This window comes from Paraburkholderia sp. EG286A (assembly GCF_040965375.1).
In the GTDB taxonomy this organism is placed as follows: domain Bacteria; phylum Pseudomonadota; class Gammaproteobacteria; order Burkholderiales; family Burkholderiaceae; genus Paraburkholderia.
Window position 1 is genome coordinate 739,637 of record NZ_JBFRCB010000005.1, and the last position, 15,376, is coordinate 755,012.

Sequence of the window (15,376 nt, forward strand, 5' to 3'; positions counted from 1 at the left end):
AGGAGCCTGGCAATGGAAATCGAGTCGAACGGCACACGGATTCACGTCAAGGAGCAAGGCAGCGGCGAGCTGACGCTGGTGTGCCTGCACTACTACGGCGGCTCGTCGCGCACGTGGGACGGCGTAGCGAGCGAACTGTCGGACCGCTATCGGATCGTGGCCACCGATCACCGCGGCTGGGGCGATTCCGAGGCGCCTGCCGAGGGCTACCGCATCGCCGATCTCGCCGCCGACGCCGAGGGTGTCATCGAGGCGCTGGGTCTGCCGCGCTACGTCCTCGTCGGGCATTCGATGGGCGGCAAGGTCGCGCAACTGATCGCATCGCGTCGGCCAGACGGGCTCGAAGGCCTCGTGCTCGTGGCGCCTTCGCCGCCGTCGCCGATGGTCCTGTCGGACGAGCAGCGCGCGACGTTGACCGGTGCGTATCAATCGCGCGCATCGGTCGAATACGTCATCGATCACGTGCTGACCGCAAAACCGCTCGACGCCGCCCGGCGCGAGCAAGTCATCGAGGACAGCCTGAAGGCTGCGCCCCAGGCCAGGGCGGCCTGGCCGAACGTGGCCATGCGCGAAGACATCACCGAGGCGGTGGCAGCGATCGACGTGCCGACCATCGTCATTTCAGGCGAGCTTGACCAGGTGGATCGCGTGGCGACGCTGCAGGCGGAACTGCTGCCGCGCATCCCGCACGCGGCGATGCACATCCTGCCTGGAACGGGACACTTGTCGCCGCTGGAGGCGCCGGCGGACGTGGCGCGGGTCATTGCGCGGTTCGTCGGCGCGATCGAGGATCGCGCCGACGCATGCCGCGCACACCTCAACCCCCTTGGGCAAACACTTCACGCGCCGCGAACAGGCCGTTGAGCGCCGCCGGAAAGCCCGCATAAACGGCCATCTGCATGATCGTCTCGACGATCTCCTCGCGCGTGAGGCCCACATTCAGGCCCGCCGCGATATGGACCTTGAGCTGCGGCTGCGCGTGGCCGATCGCCGTAAGCGCCGCGATGGTGGCGATCTCGCGCGAGCGCAGGTCGAGACCCGGCCGCGCGTAGATGTCGCCGAAGGGAAATTCGAGCAGATACTGCGCGAAATCCGGCGCGATGTCGGCAAGCGAGTCGATCACGTGCTCGCCGCCGCTGCCGTCAATCGCCGAGAGCATGCGCTTGCCTCTTGCGAGGCGGCTTTCCTGCTGGGCGTCGCTGTGCTGATTCATCGTGGTGTGCATTCTCGTTCCTTTGCATGGCGTGGGAATAACCTTCGATCTTGTTGTCGAGGACGAGAAGACACGCCTGGAGTTCCGCCACCTGCGCACGCACCGCTTCGCGGTGCGCCGCCAGCAATTCACCGCGCTCGCGCTCGGTTGCCTTGCCCGCCGCACGCAGCTGCGCGTAGCGCAACATGCCCTGAATCGGCATGCCCGTGGTCTTCAGACGGCCCAGAAACTCGATCCATTCGAGCACCGAGCGGTCGTAAGCACGCTGGCCCGTTGCGTTGCGCACCGCATAGGGAATCAGCCCGATGCGTTCGTAGTAGCGAATCGTGTGGGCCGAAAGGCCCGTGAGCGCGGCCAGTTCGCCAATCTTCATGCGCTTCTCCTCATCGACGTTCTGAATGGTGAGACTTCGAGTGCACTCCAGGTCAAGCTTTTTTTGCGCGGGCGTGTCCCTGCACAATAGACCCGAGAAAACGAGCAATAGACTTGAGAACTCTTGCCCCTGCCCTGCCAATAGAACTCGAAAATTAAAATGACAATGGAAGTTTTCTAGTCGACCTGGTCCCGGCGGCCCTCATGCACGTGCAATCGCTGCGCCAACAGTAGGTTTCGGACACGGGATGACCGAAGGCCCATCGTCCACGCGAAGTATATGTCTGGCGTCGCGAATCGCACGGCGGAAGCTCCCCACTTCCGGTGTTGGATAGATAGTGGGGGAGTTGGCCTCGCTCCCGTCGCGAAAGTTGCGCGTAGGGCTCTCTGTCCCGGTCAGGCGAGCCCGCTGGAGGCGTCGCACGGAGCACCCAGCGCAGCGAGTTTCGCCATACACGCTCGTCTCACTGATGCCGAGGACGCCACGGCAAGCGCCACATGATTGAGGCGTGGGGCGCGGGTGCGTCGATTCTCACGCGGATTGAGGGGGTGACGCCGCGGTCACTCGTGCACTGAGATTGACTGTACGAACGGGGCCCCGAGCAGCCCGGGATTGATCTGCACGTCGTACCTGTTCTCGAAAGAATCGTTGTGCCGATAGGCCAGCGAGCACGGCATCGGCAAAGTGCGGATCCGTTTGTCGTCCAGGACGACTGGTGTCGACGCGTCAAGGACGAGTGCGCAGGACGTGTGTTTTCCGTGCGCGATGTGGACAGTGCCGTCGACGGCGAGCGATAGCACCGGCACTACGCGCGCGCCGGCATAGTCATTCAAAAGAATGCAAATTGCGCTACTGAAAAACACCGAACTGAAGACACCCCACATCACGACGTCGAGCGCGACCGCTCCCGCAAGCGCGTGTTCTTTCAGCGTTGAACGCTGTATCAGGAACGCCACCGCGGAAAGGAGCGCAGCACCGCTGACAATGGCAGGTAGAAGAGAAAGCGGTAACACCGGGGAGTACGAGGCCAGATGACTGAAAAAGTACACAACCGCTGCCAGGGTCGACGCCACGAGCCAAGGCCTGCGGATACGACCGAGACTGGCCTCCGAATTCGCCGCGCCGCCGGTCAGGGCTTCAAGGCGGCTCGCCGCGACCGACAGGCTATCCGAGAGGGTGTCCCGCTGGTCTTTCGGGACCTTGCCGGCCATCGTCAGTTCGAGGCGGCCCTCTCCAAGAGATAGCCGATATCCTTTGGCCAACAATATCCCGGCCGCGGAGCGAAATTCAGCGTCACCCTGCAGGATGCGAAGCAGGGGTGCCCCAACGCCGTACGCGACAATGTCCTTCGCGTCGAAGGTAGCCGCAAACCTCACAGGCTCCGTCAGCTGGAACAACCGCACGAGCATCGACTCTCCGCCACCCGAACGCACGCGTCTAAGGCAAAGTGCGCCCTCTACGTCGCACTGGGTGTGCATTCGCGAGGAGCGGCTCGCGGACTGGATGTTGACTGAACGACGACCGGGTTCGACGGCCAGTTTTTGCTGGCTCTCGCTGAGCAACTCGTTCAAGACGTGTCCCCTGAAATTGGCTTCTACATCTGCCACGTCGCCTTTTTTGCGCGCTCGCGGGCTACGAATACGTCGTGAGCCCCCCTCATGGTCTCGCGCGTGCATCTCAGTGCCGCACCCCGCGAGCGCGCTGCCCGATCATGGCCGCAGCTGCCGTCCCCGTCAGCAGCTTTTTCCTTCTCATCTTGACCGCCCCCGCGGCCAATGTGGAATGCAGTCTAGGAGTTGTAACAAGACGTAACAAGCCTAACCAGACGAATAGCGTGGGCAAGCTCACACAGCCTGTCGCGCCTCCCATCAATCACTGCTGGCCTATGAAGTCGACGGCGACCGTTATACCTTGGAAGCTGTCATTGGCATGGCGCTGAATCCTGTGACCGTTTGGGCTCGACTAGAGCCGCCATTCACCACGATATTCGCTGGCCCCGCAGCCGGTCCGCGTGGTGCGTCAGGGCGTCCCTTGCCTTGTGACCCATGGGCGCCGCAAAGCGCAAGCGGCTCAAAAAAGACGGCCCTGTGCTTCCAGTCGGCTATCATGCCATTCCTCTCCGAAGTCGCTCCTTATGATTTCCGTCCGTAATGTCACCCTGCGCCGCGGCGTTAAAGTCGTGCTCGACCGCGCGTCCGTCACTTTCACCCCCGGCGAAAAGATTGGTCTTGTCGGCCGCAATGGCGCCGGCAAGTCGTCCTTCTTCGGCCTTCTCAACGGTACGCTGCACGAAGACAGCGGCGAGTTCTCGATTCCAGCTGCATGGAGGATGGGCCAGGTCGCACAGGAAATGCCGGAGACCGAGCAGGGCGCGACTGACTTCGTGGTCGACGGTGACACTGCCCTTCTGGCTGCCCACGCCGAAGTCGCCGCCGCCGAGGCCAGCGACGACGGCATGCGCATGGCGCACGCCTACATGGCCCTGCACGACGCCGGCGCACACGATGCCCCCGCGCGTGCCCAGGCGCTGATCCTGGGACTGGGCTTTACGGCCGCGCAGCTTGACCAGCCGGTCAACAGTTTCTCCGGCGGCTGGCGCATGCGACTTCAACTGGCGCGCGCGCTGATGTGCCCGTCCGACCTGTTGCTGCTCGACGAGCCCACCAATCACCTTGACCTGGACGCGCTGGTTTGGCTGGAAGCCTGGCTCAAGCGCTATCAAGGCACCCTGGTCGTGATCAGCCATGACCGCGAATTCCTCGACGCGGTGACGCAGGTGACGGTGCACGTCGACAACGCCAAGCTGGTGCGCTATGGCGGCAACTACAGCAAGTTCGAAGACATGCGCGCCGAGCAGCTCGAGTTGCAGCAGGCCGCGATGGCCAGGCAGGCGGACAAGATCGCCCACCTGCAGAAGTTCATCGACCGTTTCAAGGCCAAGGCCTCGAAGGCAAAACAGGCGCAGAGCCGGGTCAAAGCGCTCGAACGCATGGAGAAGATCGCACCGGTGCTTGCGGACGCGGAGTTCAACTTCGAATTCAAGGAACCCCTCAACGTCCCGAACCCGCTGTTGTCGATGCTGGACGCGAGCTTCGGCTACCCCGCGCCGGCTGACGCACTGCCGGGCACGCCGCCTACGGTCATCGTGCGGGGCATCAATCGTTCCGTGCTGGCCGGGCAGCGCATCGGCATTCTCGGTGCCAACGGCCAGGGCAAGTCCACGCTGGTGAAGACGGTAGCGCACGCGCTGAAGCCGATTGCCGGCGAAATCAGCGAAGGCAAAGGCCTGAACATCGGCTATTTCGCCCAGCAGGAGCTGGACGTGCTGCGCCCGCTCGACACGCCAATGGAACACATGATCCGCCTCGCCAGGGACACACCGGCGCACTTGCGCGCCCCAGGCCAGAGCGGCACCGAGCAATCGCTTCGCACCTTCCTCGGCACCTTCAACTTCAGTGGCGACACGGTCCACCAGGCAGTGAGCACGATGAGCGGCGGCGAAAAGGCGCGGCTCGTGTTGCGCATGATCGTGTGGCAGCGCCCCAACCTGCTGCTGCTCGACGAGCCTACCAACCACCTCGACCTTGCCACACGCGAAGCGCTGGCCATGGCGCTCAACGAATTCGAAGGCACGGTGATGCTGGTCAGTCACGACCGGGCCCTGCTGCGCGCCGTCTGTGACGAATTCTGGCTGGTCACCAAGGGCGGCGTCGAACCCTTCGACGGTGATCTGGACGATTACCAGCAGTTCCTGCGCGACGAAGCCCGTCGCATGCGAGAGCAGGCCGACGCAGAGCAGAAGGTTATCGCCTGAGATCCAGCGCAGGATTTCGTTAGGGGTTGTCGAGCAGCGGCAATTGCGCCTCGATCGTCGCGAAGAGTCCGCGAGTGCTGCGATGCGATCGCATGCGAATTGTTCCGTACAGACTTTACTGTGCGCGATTCACATCGACCTCATTGAAGACGTGCTCGCCACGGCCTCCTGGGAAGAACTGGGACGCGGTTGGAGCCAGCGTGACGGAGAACCGGACCGTAGAAAACATGCTGCGGATATTCAGGGCCGCGAAAGCAGCGAAGTTCAGTGTTTTCATCTCGCCACATTATTTTTATCCGACCGATCGCGCATGGAAATTCAAAGGCCCGCTCGAGACGGACGAGTTCGCGAGCGCACAGGTGTGATGCACCGGGAGCCATGACCAGAGGTTCATTCCGCGTAGCTCAGGAGCAAGCAAACGCAACCTGCTAAACTCGCCGCTTGCTGGTCTTTATGTCTTTGTGTATGCCTATCGTCAAGAGCAGTTCGAAGGGTGGCCTCGTTTACTCCACAGACGGCGGGCGGATGTGCCCCGAGTGCCGGCGCTCGGTCGCAGAATGTCTATGCAAGACGATTGCCAGTACACAACCCGCCGGGGACAGCGTCGCGCGGGTAGTTCGCGAGACCAAAGGCCGAGGCGGGAAGAGCGTGACGGTCGTGAGAGGGTTGGCGCTCGACCCCGTCGCCCTGGCCTCGCTGGGCAAACAATTGCGCGCCGCCTGCGGCTCGGGTGGAACGGTCAAGGATGGCACGATTGAAGTGCAAGGCGACCATTGTGACCGTATTATCGAAGAGCTCAAAAAGTCCGGTCATCGGGTGAAGCGCGCCGGGGGCTAATTCCTTCGGTTGGCGCAGGCAAAAAGCGCAATCGACCACGCTCGGGCGGTAACACGCCAATATCGTCTATCGGGAACGTCATCTCGCAAGCGAGCGCTGCCCGTCACTGTCATCCAATCCACCACGGATCGATCCCACCACTCTCTGGGCGCGCGGATGACGACACAAGCCGCGCGAGACGGATAGCGCCAGACAAGATCATGCGCCCGTTCAAACACGTGTGACTTCGGCAGTCGGGGCCAGGGTATTCGCGAGACATCAATCATGCTGCAGAGGGACAAATGAAGAAAGGAAAGACGAAACTCACGCGTCTTGATGCTGAACGACTCTTCGAGGGGCTTCCCGCCTCGAACGCAACTACGTCGAGTCGGCCCGAGAACCCATTCGACGCAGGGACGTTCACCGAGATCAGGCGCGTCGACGACGAAGCCAAACTCTGGAAAGACAACCTCATTACGCTCCCGCTAGCGATCGCATTGCCTGCTGGATACGCGTCGATATCCGCCTTGCGCGAGGCGATGGTGCGCGCATGGCGCGTGAGGTGGGTACGGGAGGAGGCAAGCCAGGTTGTCGCCGAATTTCCTGAGGGATGGACTGCCGTTCGTCCGCAAAGTGGCCCCATAGAGTTGCGCGATTCCACTGGCGTGGTCCGCGCCCTTTTTGGGTGGGCCGAGGACGCTGAACTCCGGATTCTTCCCAGGTATCTGGTTGAGTCGCAGGCGAACAGTTCAAGCGGGCTCGGCAGCCTGGTTGTCCGTGATCGAGGAAACGGCCAGATTCTCGAGAGATCGTCAATCTGGTCCGCGAAAACGGGCACCCATCATCCGGATTGGGGCCGGCTGTCACTGTGGCTCAGTTCACGTTACCCACAACATGGCGATCCGCTGCGCTACTGGAAGGATTGCGAGGAGAATATCAATAATTAGGCGAGTTCTGCGGGCCCCGTTCCTCGGGCGCAAACTACCGTATCCGAAGTTGAGGGCGCTCCAGCAGGGATCGGCGCTTCATTGAGCTTTTGCGTTCGGCACCAGGGCCAGTTTCGCTCGTCTCGCTCTCTATGCGCCTTTCAGCCAGGGCATTTCCACAGGTGACACCACCAATTGTCGGAACTCACGCTCCAGTTCGAAGATGAACCCGACCAGGATCATGGAGTCGGCATAGGGAATCGGGAATACGTGAGGATTTTCTGCAGCACGTAGCCGGCGCGTGGACGTGTCCGCCGTCGTTGCGGCGTTTTCGCGGACGCTTTCCAGTTCGTCAGCCATTGCCTGCCCACTTACTTTCATGACGCGGCTACGCAGGTCGCTGTAGGGTTCAATGCGCGCCCCGTCTTCATTGTATTCGGGCACCTCATAGATAAACCAGGACATTTGTCTCTCCCAGAAAAAGGCCGCTATTCTAACAGCGGGGGTAAGCGGTTACCCTGAGCAACCCAATGCTGCTGCCTCGATCGTTCACCGTCGAGAGATGACAATGCAACGGGTTACACTGTGATGCAGATGTGGTTCTAGAGAGCTCGTCTCGGATTGCTAATCAATTCTGGCATCACCGGTTCAGAACGACTATCGGACCACAATACGCGTCGTCTCTTTTTTTCGAGACTTTTGTGCACCGACAGCAAAATGCGGGTCTTTCACCCGAGCGTATCAGCGCAAACAAAAAAGGCGGGGAATCCCCGCCTTCGGCACATCACGCGGAAACCCGCACCTCCACCTCCGCCCGCGCCAGCAATCCACTGCAACGCGGCGAAAGATGCGCGAACCCGACCCGCTTGCCCGCGCGCTCGTAGCGCCCCTGCACCGCTTCGAGCGCGGCAATGGCCGAATGGTCCGCCACGTGCAGATGCGCGCAGTCGATCGTGACGTGAGCGGGATCGTTCTGCATATCGAATAGCATCTGGAAGTGGGTGGCCGAGGCGAAAAACAGCGTGCCGCGCGGCGCATACACGCGCTCGCCCGACGCTGTATCGCGAATATCGCAGCGGAATTCGCGCGCATGCTGCCACGCAAAATTGAGCGAGGCGATCACGATGCCGCAGAGCACCGCCGTCGCGAGATCCGTGCACACGGTGATGATCGTGACCGCGACGATCACGACGGCGTCGTTGCGCGGCACCTTGTGCAGCACGCGCAGCGAGCCCCACGCGAAGGTCTGCGCGGCCACTACGAACATCACCCCCACGAGCGCCGCGAGCGGAATGCGCTCGATCAGCGGCGAAAGGAACAGGATGTAGAGCAGGATCATCACGCCGCTCGTCACGCCCGAGATACGCGCGCGGCCGCCCGAGCCGAGATTGATGACGGTCTGGCCGATCATCGCGCAGCCGCCCATCGCGCCGAACAGGCCCGAAGCGACATTCGCGGCGCCGAGCGCCACGCACTCGCGATTGGGGCGGCCGCGCGTGGCCGTCACGTCGTCGGTGAGGTTGAGCGTGAGGAGCGTCTCGAGCAGCCCGACCATCGCCATCAACACGGCGTAGGGCAGCACGATCTTCAGCGTCGCAAGGTCGAACGGCACCGCGGGCAGCGCGAACGTGGGCAGGCCGCCCGCGATGTGCGCCATGTCGCCGAGCGTGCGCACCGGCAAGTGCAGCAGTTGCGCGGCGAGCCCCACGCCGACGATGGCCACGAGCGCGGGCGGCGCGGCCTTCGTCACGCGCGGCAGCACGAACACGATCGCCACGGTGAGCGCGACGAGCCCCGCCATGAGCGCGAGCGCCGGGCCGTGCATCCATTGCGGCCCCTGCGGACCGGGCACCTTGAAGTGCTCGAACTGCGCGCGCGCAATGATGATCGCGAGGCCGTTGACGAAGCCGAGCATCACCGGATGCGGCACCATGCGGATCAGCTTGCCGAGGCGCAGCGCGCCGAACAGCGTCATGACGAGGCCGCTCAGCACGACCGTGGCGAACAGATACTGCGGCCCATGCTGAACCACGAGCGCGACGATCACCACGGCCATCGACCCGGCCGCGCCCGAAATCATCCCGGGCCGGCCGCCGAACAGCGCCGTGATCGTGCAGATGAAGAACGCGCCGTACAGGCCCGCGAGCGGGTTGACGCGCGCGACGAGTGCGAAGGCGATGCACTCGGGCACGAGCGCAAACGACGACGTGATGCCGGCGAGCAGTTCGCTACGCAGCAACGAAGAACGGGAAGAACGGCACGAGCCGGAACGGTCGGATTCCATGTAGCGGTATGGATTTACAGCGGATTGGCTGGATGTCGTTGCCACGCCCCACGCGTCGCGTTGGCTCGAAGGGGGGCGGGGACAAGGCGGGGTGCGAGGCGGCGGCATGGCGCCGCCTCGAGGGCCCGCGAGGTCCGTGCGGCGCTCGCGGGTGAGCGTGCGCCATGATCCGGACGGACGAAAGGGCGCATCCTAGCATGATTGCCGTCAGGTTGCCGGCGAGGCTGCGGGTTGGGCGGACGGCTCAGGGCGCCTTGAAGAGCCGCTCGCAGGCGAAGTCGACGAACGCGCGCAGGCGCGGCGTAAGGTGCCGGCTGGAGGGCCAGAGGATCGAGAACTGGCCCGGCGCTTCGCAGGCCGCGTCGAGCACCGTTGCGAGCGTGCCCGCCGCCAGCGCGTCGCGAGCGAGGAAGTCCGGCATGTAGCCGATGCCGAAGCCCGCCTCCACCGCCCCGCGCAACGCCTCCATGTTGTTGCAGACCAGCGCGGCGCGTAATGCCGGCGGCACGTCCTTTCCCGTGGCGAGGTCCCACGGCTGGAGCTTGCCCGTCGTGGGAAACCGGTAACGCACGCACGCGTGCGCTGCGAGATCGCCCAGCGTGCGCGGCACGCCCGCGCGCGCGAGATAAGCGGGCGCCGCGGCAAGCACGAAGCGAAACGGCCCGAGACGCCGCGCCATCAGGCTGGAATCTTTGAGCGCCCCGCTGCGGATGGCGGCGTCGAAGCCGCCTTCCACGAGATCGACGAGCCGGTCGTTGAAGTCCAGATCGAGTTCGATTTCCGGGTAGCGCTGCGCGAATTCGGGCAGCACCGGCAGCAGAAAGCGATAGCCGATGGCGGGCAGGCTCACCCGCAGGCGCCCGCGCGGCGTCTGGGCTGCCGCCGAAAGCAGTTCCCGCGTATCGCGCAGTTCTTCGAGCATGCGATGGCAGCGCTCGTAGAACAGTTGCCCTTCCTCGGTGAGTGTGATGCGGCGTGTCGTGCGGTGAAAGAGCCGCACGCCGAGCGACTGCTCGAGCCGCGCAATGCTCTTGCCGACCGCCGAGGCCGAGATGCCGAGTGCGTGCCCCGCCTCGACGAAGCTGAGCGCCTGCGCGACGCGCACGAAAGCGACGATGCCGTTGAGATTGTCCATAGCGTATTCGAGTCGTCCCGCGCGCAACGATTCGCGAATCGCATTCCGCAATCTGCGGAACGCCAGCCTGTTTTTCTGCGCACGCTTGCGCATTATCGTGGTTCGCTCCGGCCGGCGCGCGCCCGGCGACCTCTGGAGCCTTTTTCGTGACGATTTTCCGCAACGACAACGAGGCGTCGCGCCGCGTCGCCATCCTGGCGGCCGTCTGCCTCGCCGGCCTCGCCTTGCCGCTCGCTTTCTCGGGTGGGGCCGTGGCCACCCCCGCCATCGGCCGCGCGTTCGCGCGCGACGCCGCCAGCGCCCCCGCCGCCCTCACCTGGGTCACCAATGCGTTCATGCTCGCCTTCGGCAGTCTGCTGATGGCGGCAGGCACGCTTGCGGACCAGTACGGGCGCAAGCGCGTGTTCGCATTCGGCGTGACGGGTTTTACGCTGGCTTCGCTTGCGCTCGCGTGTGCGCCTACGCTCCTCTCGCTCGACCTGCTGCGCGCGGCGCAAGGCGTGTCCGCCGCGGCGGCGCTGGCAGGCGGCACCGCGGCGCTTGCGCAGGAGTTCGACGGCCACGCCCGCACCCGCGCATTCAGCTTGCTCGGCACGACCTTCGGCCTCGGGCTCGCGTTCGGGCCCGTGATCGCCGGGCTCCTGATCGAGCGCCTCGGCTGGCGCGCGGTGTTCGCGACCGGCGCCGTGGCAGGCGCGTTCGCGCTCGTATTCGGTGTACCACGCATGCGCGAGTCGCGCGACCCGAACTCGCGCGGACTCGACTGGCCCGGCACGCTCACCTTCACGGCAACGCTTTCGTGCTTCACGTACGGCGTGATCGAAGCACCCAGCCGCGGTTGGACCGAGCCCCTCGTGGCGGGTTTGCTGGCCGCTTCCGTGGTGCTGGCGTGCGCTTTCGTGGCAATCGAAAGACGCATCGCGCGCCCCATGCTCGATCTCTCGCTCTTTCGCTATCCGCGCTTCGTGGGCGTTCAGCTGCTGCCTATCGCGACCTGCTTCTGCTACGTCGTGCTGCTCGTCGTGCTGCCGCTACGCCTCATCGGCGTGGAGGGCTACCGCGAGATCGACGCGGGCTGGCTCATGCTCGCGCTCTCGGCGCCCATGCTGGTCGTGCCGCTCGCGGCGGCGGTGCTCACGCGGTGGCTCTCGCCGGGCGTGGTCTCGGGCATCGGCCTGGCGATCGCCGCCGCGGGGCTGTACGCGCTGGCGCTGGCGTTGCGCGGCGGTGCGAATGCATCGGCGATCGCCCCGATGCTCGCGATCGGCACCGGCGCGGCCATGCCCTGGGGCTTGATGGACGGCCTCTCCGTGAGCGTCGTGCCGAAGGAGCGCGCGGGCATGGCCACCGGCATCTTCAGCACGACGCGCGTGGCGGGCGAAGGGATCGCGCTGGCCTGCGTGAGCGCGCTGCTGGCCGCGCTCACGCAAACCCGGCTGCTCGCAGCGGTCCACGTTCATGCCGACGCGGGCGCGCTTGCGCAGACGTCGGCAAGACTCGCGGCGGGCGACCTCGCGCAGGCTGCGGCGTGGCTGCCGGGAGTGCCAGTGTCCGCGTTGCGTGCGGCCTATGCCGATGCCTTTTCGGTGCTGCTGATGGGGCTGGCTGCGCTGACGCTTGGCTGCGCTATCGCGGTGCTCGTGTTCCTGGGGCGGACGCGCGCAGCAAGCGCCGTGCAAGCGGATTTGCCGGAGCACACCGCAACGATCGTGCATGAAGGAGGCGAGGCACACTCCCGTTCGCGTGTTTGATACGATTCGCTCCACCCGCCCCCACAGCGAACCCCATCATGGCGCGTGAAAACTTCAGCGATCTTCTTGCGTTTCTCGCCGTCGCGCGCGAGCGCAGCTTCACGCGCGCGGCCGCGCAGCTCGGCGTCTCGCAGTCGGCGCTGAGCCACACCATCCGCAGCCTCGAAACGCGCCTCGGCCTGCGTCTGCTCACGCGCACCACGCGCAGCGTCGCCACCACGGAAGCCGGCGAGCGGCTCTTTCAGGCGCTCTCGCCGCGCTTCGAGCAGATCGACGCCGAGCTTGCCGCTCTCACCGAACTGCGCGACAAGCCCGCGGGCACCATCCGCATCACCGCGATCGATCATCCCATCGACACGGTGATCTGGCCGAAGCTGCGCCCGCTCCTCGCCGACTATCCCGACATCAAGGTCGAGATCACCGTGGACTACGGCCTGCGCGACATCGTCGCCGATCGCTACGATATTGGCGTGCGCCTGGGCGATCAGGTCGAGAAAGACATGATCGCGGTGCGCATCGGGCCGGACGTCAAGATGGCAATCGTCGGTTCTCCCGATTATTTCGCCGCGCACAAGGCGCCGCGCGCGCCGCAGGATCTGCTCAAGCACAACTGCATTACGCTGCGGCTCACGTCGTCGGGCGGCCTGTACGCATGGGAACTCAAGAAAAACGAGCATGCGCTGCAAGTGCGCGTGGACGGCCAGCTCACGTTCAACGCCATGCCGCAAATGCTCAACGCCGCGCTGGACGGTCACGGCCTCGCGTTCGTTCCCGAGAACGCCGCGTTGCCGTTCATCCGCGCAGGCCGCCTGAAAAGCGTGCTCAAGGACTGGTGCCCGGTATTTCCGGGCTATCACGCGTTTTACCCGAGCCGGCGACAGTCGTCGCGCGCGCTCGCGCTCGTGATCGACGCGCTGCGCTATCGCGCGTAGCGCAGCGCCTGCCGGTGCGGATCACGCGCCGGACTTGCGCCCTTCGACCGGATAGCCCGGATCCGTATATCCCGGCGTAGAGGCATGCCCCGGCGCCACGAGGCTGTCGACGAATGTTTCGTCATCGGGGCCGAGCTGGAGGTTCAGCGCCTCGATATAGCTGTCCCAATGCGCTTCGGTGCGCGGACCGGCGATCGTCGAACTGACGTGGTGATTCTTGAGCACCCAGGCGAGCGCGAACGCGACAGGCGTCGTGCCGCGCTGCGCGGCGTAGTTCGCGATCTCGCTCGCAATCCGCAACGATTCGGCGCGCCACTCCGTCTGGTGGATACGCCGGTCGCCGCGGCCCGCGCGACTGTCGCCGGGCGGCGGTGCATCGACGGCGTACTTGCCGGTCAGCACGCCGCGCGCGAGCGGACTGTAGGGCACCACGCCCAGCCCGTAATGCGCGGCCGCGGGCAACTGCTCGACCTCGGCCGTACGATCGACGATGTTATACAGCGGCTCGCTCGCCACGGGCCGGTCCATGCCCATCTGGTCCGCGAGGCGCACGATCTCGGCAATGCGCCAGCCACGGAAATTCGACACGCCGAAGTAGCGCACCTTGCCCTGGCGGATCAGATCGCCCACGGCGCGCACGGCTTCGTCGAGCGGCACGTCGGGCAGCGCGCGGTGAAAGTAGAGGATGTCGATATAGTCGGTCCCGAGGCGCTTCAGGCTCGCCTCCACCGACTGGTAGATCCACTTGCGCGACTGCCCCTGCTCATTCGGCCCCTGTGCGAACGGGAAACCGAATTTCGTCGCCACGACCCAGCTGTCGCGCTGTGCCGCGATGGCGCGGCCGACGATTTCTTCCGAGCGGCCCGCGTGATACACGTCGGCCGTATCGATGAAATTGATCCCCTGTTCGAAGGCCTTGTCGATGATGCGCTTCGACGCGGCCTCGTCGGTCTCGCCGCCGAACATCATCGCGCCGAGGCACAGCGGGGAAACCTTGAGCGCACCGCGGCCCAGATTGCGATAGTCCATATCCTCTCACTTCGAGCTCGTTGCCAAAGTAGGGATTTAAATACGTAGTCGCTTTTCGATAAAGGCCCGGATCGCGCATGCTTTCATGAATGGGATTCATGAAACGCTACTGAAGGACCGCGCCCTCCGCCGGCAGGTTCGCGCTCTCGCGCAGACAATCCAGCGCCAGCGCCACCGCCGCGCGGCTCACGCTGTCGCGCCGCCAGTACATCGCCACCCCGCCCGAACTGGCGAGGGGCATCGGCATGGCGAGCACGCGCAGCACGTTCAGCCGCGAGAAGCGCACGGCCGCGCGATGCGAGGCCACGCCGATCAGGTGCGTCTGGTTCAGGAGCGTCACGTTGAGCATCGACGAATTCGACTCCACGGTGTGGCGCGGCATGCTGCGCCCCGCCGCGGCGAGCGCCGTTTCGAGCGCCGTCCGAATGGGCGTGCCCGCCGGCCAGACGATCCACGCATACTCGAACAGATCGGGCCAGTCCAGCTTGCGGCGTTTTGCGAGCGGATGCCTGAGCCCCACGACGAAGTTCACCGGGTCGCGATAGAGCGTTTCCATTTCGAGCGTCGGGTCGACCTGCGCACTGGCCGCGCGTCCCACCACGATATCGAGGTCGCCATGGACGAGCGCCGGCATCATGAGGTTCATCGTGCTTTCGACGAGGCGCACCTGCGCGCGCGGCATGGCCTCGACGAGCCGCGCGACCGCGAGCGGCACCGTGTCCGCCGCCGACACGCCCGACGTGCCGATCGAAATCAGCCCGCTGCCGCCCTCGCGCAGCGCATCCATGTCGTCGCGCGCGCTGTCGAGATGGCCCTCGATGCGCCGCGCATGCTCGATCAGCGCCTCGCCATAGGGCGTAGGCCGCAGGCCGCGCGCGTGGCGCTCGAAGAGCGGCAAGCCGATGTCGGCTTCGAGGTCCTTGAGCCACTTGGACAGCGCCGGCTGGGTGGTGTTGAGCGCCTCGGCCGACTGGCTCAGATTGCCGGTCTGCGCCACGGAAAGCAGCATCTGCAGGTGCCGCAGACGCAGACGATGTGTCCAGTCCATGTGTCCCCCACTTAGCTATACCCAAAAACATATGGATAAGAAGAAATCATGATTT

General features: G+C 64.8%; 14 protein-coding genes and 1 pseudogene. 7 read left to right on the forward strand and 8 right to left on the reverse strand.

From position 1 onward, the window contains the following. Nucleotides 1-12 precede the first annotated feature (12 nt). Entirely contained in the window at nucleotides 13-864 is an 852-nt protein-coding gene (locus AB4Y35_RS26510) for an alpha/beta fold hydrolase (protein WP_368706665.1), read from the forward strand. Here the strand turns inward: AB4Y35_RS26510 and AB4Y35_RS26515 are convergent. The 3 genes from AB4Y35_RS26515 to AB4Y35_RS26525 form a co-directional block, all read right to left on the reverse strand. Beyond that, nucleotides 818-1,159 carry a carboxymuconolactone decarboxylase family protein gene (locus AB4Y35_RS26515; protein WP_368688808.1) on the reverse strand — a complete coding sequence of 114 codons (342 nt, stop codon included), beginning with the start codon at nucleotides 1,157-1,159 and terminating at the stop codon, nucleotides 818-820. The two genes, AB4Y35_RS26510 and AB4Y35_RS26515, sit on opposite strands and share 47 nt — an antisense overlap. Next, nucleotides 1,143-1,586: a MerR family transcriptional regulator gene (locus AB4Y35_RS26520; RefSeq protein ID WP_368706666.1), complete on the reverse strand. Its 444-nt coding sequence runs from the start codon at nucleotides 1,584-1,586 to the stop codon at nucleotides 1,143-1,145. The genes AB4Y35_RS26515 and AB4Y35_RS26520 overlap by 17 nt, the downstream gene beginning before the upstream one ends. 560 nt (nucleotides 1,587-2,146) lie before the next feature. Then, nucleotides 2,147-3,157, reverse strand: coding sequence for a hypothetical protein (locus AB4Y35_RS26525; protein ID WP_368706667.1), 1,011 nt, complete (start codon nucleotides 3,155-3,157; stop codon nucleotides 2,147-2,149). 563 nt (nucleotides 3,158-3,720) lie between these two features. Here AB4Y35_RS26525 and AB4Y35_RS26530 point away from each other — a divergent pair. The 4 genes and pseudogenes from AB4Y35_RS26530 to AB4Y35_RS26545 all read left to right on the forward strand — a co-directional run bounded on the left by AB4Y35_RS26530 (nucleotide 3,721) and on the right by AB4Y35_RS26545 (nucleotide 7,163). Further along, complete coding sequence (locus tag AB4Y35_RS26530) at nucleotides 3,721-5,400, forward strand: ABC-F family ATP-binding cassette domain-containing protein (RefSeq protein ID WP_368706668.1); 1,680 nt, start codon at nucleotides 3,721-3,723, stop codon at nucleotides 5,398-5,400. 170 nt (nucleotides 5,401-5,570) lie between these two features. Continuing rightward, a pseudogene (locus tag AB4Y35_RS26535) lies at nucleotides 5,571-5,750 on the forward strand (cysteine hydrolase); the annotation flags it as partial. A 115-nt stretch (nucleotides 5,751-5,865) separates the two neighbouring features. Further along, nucleotides 5,866-6,237 carry a translation initiation factor Sui1 gene (locus tag AB4Y35_RS26540; RefSeq protein ID WP_368706669.1) on the forward strand — a complete coding sequence of 124 codons (372 nt, stop codon included), beginning with the start codon at nucleotides 5,866-5,868 and terminating at the stop codon, nucleotides 6,235-6,237. A gap of 281 nt (nucleotides 6,238-6,518) precedes the next feature. Continuing rightward, entirely contained in the window at nucleotides 6,519-7,163 is a 645-nt protein-coding gene (locus tag AB4Y35_RS26545; protein ID WP_368706670.1) for a hypothetical protein, read from the forward strand. A 129-nt stretch (nucleotides 7,164-7,292) separates the two neighbouring features. Here the strand turns inward: AB4Y35_RS26545 and AB4Y35_RS26550 are convergent, their stop codons facing one another. From AB4Y35_RS26550 to AB4Y35_RS26560, 3 genes are all read right to left on the reverse strand, one after another. Further along, nucleotides 7,293-7,607, reverse strand: coding sequence for a helicase (locus AB4Y35_RS26550; protein WP_368706671.1), 315 nt, complete (start codon nucleotides 7,605-7,607; stop codon nucleotides 7,293-7,295). 319 nt (nucleotides 7,608-7,926) lie between these two features. Next, complete coding sequence (locus AB4Y35_RS26555; RefSeq protein ID WP_368706672.1) at nucleotides 7,927-9,426, reverse strand: SulP family inorganic anion transporter; 1,500 nt, start codon at nucleotides 9,424-9,426, stop codon at nucleotides 7,927-7,929. 244 nt (nucleotides 9,427-9,670) lie between these two features. Further along, nucleotides 9,671-10,561, reverse strand: coding sequence for a LysR substrate-binding domain-containing protein (locus tag AB4Y35_RS26560; protein WP_368706673.1), 891 nt, complete (start codon nucleotides 10,559-10,561; stop codon nucleotides 9,671-9,673). A 152-nt stretch (nucleotides 10,562-10,713) separates the two neighbouring features. Here AB4Y35_RS26560 and AB4Y35_RS26565 point away from each other — a divergent pair, with 152 nt between their 5' ends. Beyond that, complete coding sequence (locus AB4Y35_RS26565) at nucleotides 10,714-12,312, forward strand: MFS transporter (RefSeq protein ID WP_368706767.1); 1,599 nt, start codon at nucleotides 10,714-10,716, stop codon at nucleotides 12,310-12,312. Nucleotides 12,313-12,350: 38 nt separating this feature from the next. Beyond that, complete coding sequence (locus AB4Y35_RS26570; protein ID WP_368706674.1) at nucleotides 12,351-13,244, forward strand: LysR family transcriptional regulator; 894 nt, start codon at nucleotides 12,351-12,353, stop codon at nucleotides 13,242-13,244. A gap of 21 nt (nucleotides 13,245-13,265) precedes the next feature. On the opposite strand, the gene AB4Y35_RS26575 is transcribed toward AB4Y35_RS26570, so the two are convergent. Together AB4Y35_RS26575 and AB4Y35_RS26580 are read right to left on the reverse strand one after the other, a co-directional pair. Then, nucleotides 13,266-14,273, reverse strand: coding sequence for an aldo/keto reductase (locus AB4Y35_RS26575; protein WP_368706675.1), 1,008 nt, complete (start codon nucleotides 14,271-14,273; stop codon nucleotides 13,266-13,268). Nucleotides 14,274-14,379: 106 nt separating this feature from the next. Continuing rightward, on the reverse strand, nucleotides 14,380-15,321 hold the full coding sequence (locus AB4Y35_RS26580) for a LysR substrate-binding domain-containing protein (protein ID WP_368706676.1): 942 nt from the start codon (nucleotides 15,319-15,321) through the stop codon (nucleotides 14,380-14,382). Between the last annotated feature and the right edge of the window lie 55 nt (nucleotides 15,322-15,376).

What these genes read in the sequence shown, in the direction of transcription:
- AB4Y35_RS26510 (WP_368706665.1), top strand. Translation starts at nt 13, where the DNA reads ATGGAAATCGAGTCGAACGGCACACGGATTCACGTCAAGGAGCAAGGC.
- AB4Y35_RS26515 (WP_368688808.1), bottom strand. Translation starts at nt 1,159, where the DNA reads ATGCTCTCGGCGATTGACGGCAGCGGCGGCGAGCACGTGATCGACTCG.
- AB4Y35_RS26520 (WP_368706666.1), bottom strand. Translation starts at nt 1,586, where the DNA reads ATGAAGATTGGCGAACTGGCCGCGCTCACGGGCCTTTCGGCCCACACG.
- AB4Y35_RS26530 (WP_368706668.1), top strand. Translation starts at nt 3,721, where the DNA reads ATGATTTCCGTCCGTAATGTCACCCTGCGCCGCGGCGTTAAAGTCGTG.
- AB4Y35_RS26540 (WP_368706669.1), top strand. Translation starts at nt 5,866, where the DNA reads ATGCCTATCGTCAAGAGCAGTTCGAAGGGTGGCCTCGTTTACTCCACA.
- AB4Y35_RS26545 (WP_368706670.1), top strand. Translation starts at nt 6,519, where the DNA reads ATGAAGAAAGGAAAGACGAAACTCACGCGTCTTGATGCTGAACGACTC.
- AB4Y35_RS26550 (WP_368706671.1), bottom strand. Translation starts at nt 7,607, where the DNA reads ATGTCCTGGTTTATCTATGAGGTGCCCGAATACAATGAAGACGGGGCG.
- AB4Y35_RS26555 (WP_368706672.1), bottom strand. Translation starts at nt 9,426, where the DNA reads ATGGAATCCGACCGTTCCGGCTCGTGCCGTTCTTCCCGTTCTTCGTTG.
- AB4Y35_RS26560 (WP_368706673.1), bottom strand. Translation starts at nt 10,561, where the DNA reads ATGGACAATCTCAACGGCATCGTCGCTTTCGTGCGCGTCGCGCAGGCG.
- AB4Y35_RS26570 (WP_368706674.1), top strand. Translation starts at nt 12,351, where the DNA reads ATGGCGCGTGAAAACTTCAGCGATCTTCTTGCGTTTCTCGCCGTCGCG.
- AB4Y35_RS26575 (WP_368706675.1), bottom strand. Translation starts at nt 14,273, where the DNA reads ATGGACTATCGCAATCTGGGCCGCGGTGCGCTCAAGGTTTCCCCGCTG.
- AB4Y35_RS26580 (WP_368706676.1), bottom strand. Translation starts at nt 15,321, where the DNA reads ATGGACTGGACACATCGTCTGCGTCTGCGGCACCTGCAGATGCTGCTT.